Annotated in this window: 8 protein-coding genes; 4 read left to right on the forward strand and 4 right to left on the reverse strand. The window is 66.2% G+C overall.

What is annotated here, in order from left to right; translation table 11 throughout:
* Positions 1 to 224: 224 nt before the first annotated feature.
* Complete coding sequence (locus R1H25_RS11740) at positions 225 to 1,037, forward strand: alpha/beta hydrolase (RefSeq protein ID WP_317223662.1); 813 nt, start codon at positions 225 to 227, stop codon at positions 1,035 to 1,037.
* 268 nt (positions 1,038 to 1,305) lie between these two features.
* Here R1H25_RS11740 and R1H25_RS11745 read toward each other — a convergent pair whose 3' ends face one another.
* Positions 1,306 to 1,986, reverse strand: a complete 681-nt coding sequence (locus tag R1H25_RS11745) for a hypothetical protein (protein ID WP_317223663.1) — start codon at positions 1,984 to 1,986, stop codon at positions 1,306 to 1,308.
* A gap of 133 nt (positions 1,987 to 2,119) precedes the next feature.
* On the opposite strand from R1H25_RS11745, the gene R1H25_RS11750 reads away from it, so the two are divergent.
* Together R1H25_RS11750 and R1H25_RS11755 are read left to right on the forward strand one after the other, a co-directional pair.
* Positions 2,120 to 2,779, forward strand: a complete 660-nt coding sequence (locus tag R1H25_RS11750; protein WP_154348419.1) for a hypothetical protein — start codon at positions 2,120 to 2,122, stop codon at positions 2,777 to 2,779.
* Positions 2,780 to 2,849: 70 nt separating this feature from the next.
* Complete coding sequence (locus tag R1H25_RS11755) at positions 2,850 to 3,818, forward strand: polysaccharide deacetylase family protein (protein ID WP_317223664.1); 969 nt, start codon at positions 2,850 to 2,852, stop codon at positions 3,816 to 3,818.
* Between the two features lie 3 nt (positions 3,819 to 3,821).
* On the opposite strand, the gene R1H25_RS11760 is transcribed toward R1H25_RS11755, so the two are convergent.
* From R1H25_RS11760 to R1H25_RS11770, 3 genes are all read right to left on the reverse strand, one after another.
* A complete protein-coding gene (locus R1H25_RS11760) occupies positions 3,822 to 4,664 on the reverse strand; it encodes an MnmC family methyltransferase (protein ID WP_317223665.1) in 843 nt (280 codons plus the stop codon).
* A gap of 127 nt (positions 4,665 to 4,791) precedes the next feature.
* Entirely contained in the window at positions 4,792 to 5,022 is a 231-nt protein-coding gene (locus R1H25_RS11765; RefSeq protein WP_373695561.1) for a hypothetical protein, read from the reverse strand.
* A 162-nt stretch (positions 5,023 to 5,184) separates the two neighbouring features.
* Entirely contained in the window at positions 5,185 to 5,601 is a 417-nt protein-coding gene (locus R1H25_RS11770; RefSeq protein ID WP_317223666.1) for a hypothetical protein, read from the reverse strand.
* A gap of 90 nt (positions 5,602 to 5,691) precedes the next feature.
* On the opposite strand from R1H25_RS11770, the gene R1H25_RS11775 reads away from it, so the two are divergent.
* Positions 5,692 to 5,976 (forward strand): hypothetical protein, encoded by a 285-nt coding sequence (locus R1H25_RS11775; protein ID WP_004139696.1) that lies wholly within the window; start codon positions 5,692 to 5,694, stop codon positions 5,974 to 5,976.
* Positions 5,977 to 6,002 lie beyond the last annotated feature (26 nt).

Below are 6,002 nucleotides of genomic sequence, written 5' to 3' on the forward strand. Positions count from 1 at the left end.
GAGGCTCCAAGGAGGGTTCACGCAGGCTCGCACGGCCTTTGGGTGGCTGCAGCCGGCGTCCGACGAAACGGCCCTTCCACGGAGTGAATGCCGGCATTCGCGGCCCGGCTTCAGCGTTTGGGCCGTCGTCTGTGCAGGCGATGTCATGGCGACCGGCGATTCCATCACGGTCGCGATAGGGGCCAGCCCATAGTCTGAAATCCTCCCCTTCCACAGGAGCTCCCATGCCTGCTTCCCGCATCCGCCTCCACGTTGAAGACACCGGTGGCGACGGTCGCCCGGTCATTCTGATTCACGGTTGGCCGCTGTCCGCCGACGCCTGGAAGACGCAGGTGTCGATCCTGCGCGACGCGCAGCACCGGGTGATCAGCTACGACCGGCGCGGCTTCGGCCGTTCTGACAAGCCGGCAGAAGGTTACGACTACGACACGCTGGCGGCAGATCTGGCTGGGTTGATCGAGGAGCGTGACCTGCGCGACGTCACCTTGGTCGGCTTCTCGATGGGCGGCGGTGAGGTGGCGCGCTATGTGGCCAACCACGGCCAGGACCGTCTGCACAGCGTGGTGTTTGCGGCGGCGGTGCCGCCGTTCCTGCTGCGTAGTGACGACAATCCGGAAGGTCCGCTCACCCAGGAGAAGGCCGATGAAATGCGCAGCGGTCTGGAGAAGGACCGAGAAGCCTTCTTCGATGGATTCACCCGCGATTTCTTCAGTGCCAACGGCCAGCTGAGGGTGACTGAAGAGACGCGTCAGGCGGCCATCGCGCTATGCCACCAATCCGACCAGACCGCAGCGCTGGGGTGCATGAAGGCGTTCGCCACCACCGACTTCCGCGAAGACCTGAAGAAGATCACGGTGCCAACCTTGATCCTGCACGGTGACAGCGATGCCATCGTGCCGTTTGAAGGCTCGGGCCAGCGCACGCACCAGGCCATTCCGGGCAGCGAAGTGGTGATCCTGGAAGGCGCACCACATGGGTGCAATACCAGCCATGCGGACCACTTCAATCTGGCGCTGCTGAACTTCCTGAAGCAGTAAGCTGCGGCCATGCGCCAGACCAAGACACCCCCGTGGAAGAAGCCCAATCCCAAGGGCCAGACCCCGCAGCCGCTATCGCCTGCACAGAAAGAGGCGGCGCGACAGCGGGCGGAAGAGAATGGGCGACGTTATCCGAATCTGGTGGACAACATGTGGGCCGCGAAGTTGCCGCGGGGATCCTGATCGGTAGAGCCGAGCCATGCCCGGCTTGCGCGCGCAGAACGTGGTTTTGGTCGGCGGGCAACAGCAGCCGAGCGCAGGCTCGGCTCTACCGGTCGGCCACCGGCATCCAACCCGATTCCACCCACGGCGCAATCGTCATCTGTCGAACCGTGACCGCCTCAGCCGGCAGCCCCGCCAAGCGCGCAAGCTCCGCATGCAGCAGCGCGGAATCCACCGGCACGGCCGTAGCCACCTGCAGCCGATCACCCTGATGCCTCACCTGTACCGGTAGCGTGGCGTGCGCGTCATGCTGGCCGCCGGTGCGCCCGATCGGGTAGCGCATTGCTACCGGCCGTGACAGCTGGGTAAGCGCTGGCTGCCACGCCTGCAGCACGAGGGGCTGCCCGGCAGCGGGAACATGTACTTCAGCAATCGTGGCCGGGTAGCCGGTGAGGCTCTCGACCATCACCTGGAAGCGCGCGCCATCCGGCAAGGCCAGCACGGCGGCGATCAATGCGGAGAACGAAACGAACACCGCGGCGAGATTCCAGCTGCGCGGCGCGGTGGCCGGGCGCGTTGCGGTGCGCAGGCCCGGTCTGCGCCGCAGCTTGCGTGCGTAGATGCGCCGGTCCTTCCTGCGCGGGCTGCTGCTGTGCTCGGGCAGGTTCAAGGGAACGCGTGGAAGGCGCGCCACGCGGGCCTTGATCAGGCGCGACAGCAGCACCCACGCGATCACGAACGCCAGCAGCGGAAGCAGCGTTCGCACCCACAGATACAGCGTGACCATCCACAACACCTCTACATACGACCATCCATGCTCATCCACATCCTACCGGGACCACGCGGCGGTTGTCGTATCCGCCAGCCGACAATCACAGGGCGCTTGGTTAGGATGGTCCTTTGTTGTCACGGATGAACCGATGGTCTCTGCTGCTGCCCGCTTCTGTCGCATCTGTGGTCCCGGCCCGATCCTGCTGGCACTGCAGGTGGTGGCGCTGCTGGCGGTAGCCCTTGCAGCCGGCTTCTTCCACTACCGCGTGGGGCTGCTGCTGGAGCCGGTGGATGACGCATGCGGTGGGCCCGATCCGGTCGCGCGCATGCAGGTGGCCGAACAGCTGCTGGCGCGGTCCGCTGCGCTTGCACCGTGGCAACCGTTGCAGTGGATTCCGATGGCGGGCGTGGTACTGGCGCTGCTGGGCGCGATGTCGATCAGCGTCTACCGGCTGGGCCGCGTGTCGGAACGCCTTCGACGCGCCAACTGGGGGGTGATGGCGCTGCATGCCGCGATCCTGGCGCTGGCCCTCAGGGCCTTGCACCTGTACGACATGGCATGGACCAGCGTGGCCAAACTGTCCCCAGCGGCGTGCCTGGTGGAACTGGGCGAGCAGGGCCGGCTGCCGCTGGCACAGGCGCAGGAGGTGGTGTTTGGCATCCTCACCCGCGAGCACGCGCCGCTACTGCGCAATCCCGATGACCTTGCCTTGGTGCTGGTCGCGTTGATGGTGATGGCGATGGCTGCGGGATTCATGCTGTGGCGGGCGATCGTGCGCGAACGTCAGGTGCAGTCGCCCAGCCCATAGCGGGCGTGTGACCGGCCACGCGCCCCCAATCGCGCTAAAGTCAGCACTTCGCTCCTGCAAGGATGTGCTGATGCGTTGGTTGCTGCGTGCTGTGCCATTGCTGCTGTGTTCGTTGGCGGTGCACGCCGCTGAAGTGGATCGTCGGATCGCGATGACCATCGACGACCTGCCTTGGGCGCGGGTGGACGAGATCGTTCCGCCGGACCTGCAGTCGCGGCATGAAGCGCTGATGGCGCAGCTGCACCAGGCGGGTGTGCCGGTGGTCGGCTTCGTCAACGGGAACAAGCTTGAGATCGACGGGCAGGTGCAGCCGGCGCGGGTGCAGATGCTGCGCGACTGGCTGGACGCCGGTTATGTGCTGGGCAACCACACCTACTCGCACATGGATCTGAACGCCAAGGGCGTGCCTGCGTTCCAGCAGGATTTCCTGCGTGGCGAGACGGTGCTGCGGCCGCTGCTGGCCGAGCGCGGACTGAAACCGCAGTGGATGCGTCACCCCTATCTGCGTGCCGGGCGCACGCCGGAAGAACGCGCGGAGATGGACGTGTTCTTCAAGCAGCATGGCTACCGCGTGGCGCCGGTGACGGTCGACAACGGCGAGTGGGTGTGGGCATTCGCTTATGCCAACGTGATGAACGAGCAGCCCGATTCCCCGGCGCGCGAGGCGACGCTGGCACAGCTGCGCAAGGGCTATGTGCCGTACATGCTGAACAAGCTGGACTACTACGAGAAGCAGTCGCTGGCGCTGCTGGGCTACGCGCTGCCGCAGGTCTGGCTGATGCACGCGAACGAACTCAATGCAGCCACATTTGCCAAACTGGTGGCGGCGACCAAGCGCCGCGGTTATCGCTTCATTTCATTGGATGAGGCGATGCGTGACCCGGCCTATGCACGCGGGGCCGAAGGCTACAGTGGCCGCTACGGCCCGAGCTGGCTGCACCGCTGGGCGATGGCGGAGAAGAAACCGAAGGACTTCTACGCCGGTGAACCTGAGGTGCCTTCGTGGGTGATGAAGCTGGCCAAGGTGGATTCGGAATGAAGCTCAGCGCCTGACGGCCAGCACGCCGTCAAGCGCCAGTTCGGCCTTGAAGCCGGCCTTTTCCAGACGTTTGGCCACTTCACGTGGCACGTCGCGACCGCTGGTCAGCTTGTTCGGCGCGCCGGTGTAATGGAACAGCCGGCCGCCCTTGCGGATGACGCGGGCGAGGTGGTCGTAGAACACCTGCGAGTACAACTCGCCGGCGATGCCAAAGCGCGGCGGGTCGTGCAGGATCGCGTCGACACTGTTGCTTGCCACCTGCTCGATCTGCTGCGAGACATCGCCGTGGCTGAACTGCAGACGGCCCCCGGCGGCGGCCGAGTCCGGATCCGGCGACCACGGGTTGAGCGTGCGCAGCCACATCACATCGGCGTTCTTCTCGAACGAGCGGATCTGGCCGACACCGGCCTCCAGCGCGCAGGCGGCGAAGTAGCCCAGGCCGCCGCAGGTATCGAGGATGACCTTGCCGGCCGGGGCAACCAGCTCGACCTTGCGGCGCGCATCCTCGAACGGTGACAGCTTGGAGGTCGGCAGCATCTTGATGCCGTCGATCTCGAAGGTCGGTGCGCCCCATTCGGTGGGCACCAGCTTGATCAGCGAGCCGCTGTAGCGCGAGATCGGTGCGAAGTCCTCGCCGTCCCAGTAGTACAGCGTGCGGTCCTTCAGCTTGCCCGGCCACGGGTAGCGCTGACCACGGAAGTGGAAGCCGTCGGCATCCAGCACCACGCTGTCCTGACCGCGGCCAAGGTCGAGCGAGCCCTGCCATTCAGCAGCGCCCTTGTCATGGGCACGGCGCAGGGTGTCAGCGCTGTCGCGGGTCAGCAGGGGGCCGGTGTAATGGGGCACGGCGGGTACCGGGGCGGTTCGGGGGAGGGCATGGTACCGCAGCTGTTGCCGGGGCCACGTGTGGCTGCTGCAGTAGATCCACGCCATGCGTGGATGTAGACGGGTGGAACCGAGCGAGGGCTCGGCGCTACCGCTGGCTGGTGCAGCTGTAGCCGTGTGTGGTCCCTTCCCCCGAGAGCATGCCGACGCCACGCGACGGCTGCATGCCTACACGGGCGCACGACCGACGGTGGACCTCCTGGGTTTCCGGTGACTGCCGATCAAAGTCGTAGCGCAGGCTGCCGTCTTCCTGCATCAGCCAATGCACGGTGACGCGCTCATGGCGACCATCACCGAGATCCCAGTCCAGGGTGCGCATGATCAGGGTCTGGCCATCGGGCAGCTGCCGGACTTCGTCCTAGGCACCCTGGGTCTTCGGCGCGCTCACCGCAAGCAGCAGAAACAGCAGCATTGGCATCGCTCCTCAAAGAAGACAGGATGTGCCCATATTGCCCTGAGCCGCCATCAGAATCATTGCGTCTTACGGGCACTTGACCGCGTGCACAGGCCCAGCCCCGATCAGCATCAGCGCCATGTAGTCACTATCACTGGCCTTGCCCTTCAGCGTCGCGCCCTTGTTGAAGTGGAAGATGCCGAAGCCACCCGCCATGCGGATCAACGCGCTGTCGATCTGCTCCGCGTCATCGCGGAAGTAGCGGCTGATCTCGCTGCGGGTGGCCTTGTGCAGGGCATTCGGCTCGCGCTGCCACTGCTCGCCGCGGCTGAACGAGACGAAGTACTGGCCGCCTTCCTTGTCGATGCGGAAATCGGCCGGTTTGCGCGCGCCGGTGGCGAAGCAGCCCTGCAACGGGTCGGCGCTGAAAGGAAGCCCGGCGTCGCCACCGCAGGCGGTGAGCAGCAGGAGGGCACCGGGCAGCAGCAGGCGGAGCGTGCGCATGGGATGTCCCGACGGGGCAGGTGCGGCTAGTGTAGGCAGCACACGGGCGTGGTCCGTACAGAAATTCGGCAAGGACACAGGGGTTTTCGGATGGCGAAGGGCAAGGCACCGTGGTGCGGCGTGGCCAGTTGGCTGGGGATCGTGGTGGGCTGGGGCGCGGGCAGCCTCGCTGCGCAGGCGGCGGTGGCCGCAGGCGGCAATGGCATGGCTGCGGGATTGGGCGTGGGGGTGCTGGGCGCGGCGCTGGTGGGCTGCGGTCTGGCGGTGGCTTCGCGCGTGCGCGGCGAGCGCTGGCCGTGGATCGGCATCGGTGGTGCAGTGCTGAGCGCGTTGCCGCTGCTGATGTACCTGTTGCGGATGATGTTGAAGCTCTAGCGGTAGTGGCGGGGGGGGGGGGGGCG

Origin of the sequence: Stenotrophomonas veracruzanensis, from assembly GCF_032911525.1 — a bacterium.
GTDB classification, from domain to species: Bacteria; Pseudomonadota; Gammaproteobacteria; order Xanthomonadales; family Xanthomonadaceae; genus Stenotrophomonas; species Stenotrophomonas africana.

Excerpts from the sequence above, each read along its gene's own strand:
- R1H25_RS11740 (WP_317223662.1), top strand. The coding sequence starts at position 225 with ATGCCTGCTTCCCGCATCCGCCTCCACGTTGAAGACACCGGTGGCGAC.
- R1H25_RS11745 (WP_317223663.1), bottom strand. The coding sequence starts at position 1,986 with ATGGTCACGCTGTATCTGTGGGTGCGAACGCTGCTTCCGCTGCTGGCG.
- R1H25_RS11750 (WP_154348419.1), top strand. The coding sequence starts at position 2,120 with ATGGTCTCTGCTGCTGCCCGCTTCTGTCGCATCTGTGGTCCCGGCCCG.
- R1H25_RS11755 (WP_317223664.1), top strand. The coding sequence starts at position 2,850 with ATGCGTTGGTTGCTGCGTGCTGTGCCATTGCTGCTGTGTTCGTTGGCG.
- R1H25_RS11765 (WP_373695561.1), bottom strand. The coding sequence starts at position 5,022 with ATGCGCACCCTGGACTGGGATCTCGGTGATGGTCGCCATGAGCGCGTC.
- R1H25_RS11770 (WP_317223666.1), bottom strand. The coding sequence starts at position 5,601 with ATGCGCACGCTCCGCCTGCTGCTGCCCGGTGCCCTCCTGCTGCTCACC.
- R1H25_RS11775 (WP_004139696.1), top strand. The coding sequence starts at position 5,692 with ATGGCGAAGGGCAAGGCACCGTGGTGCGGCGTGGCCAGTTGGCTGGGG.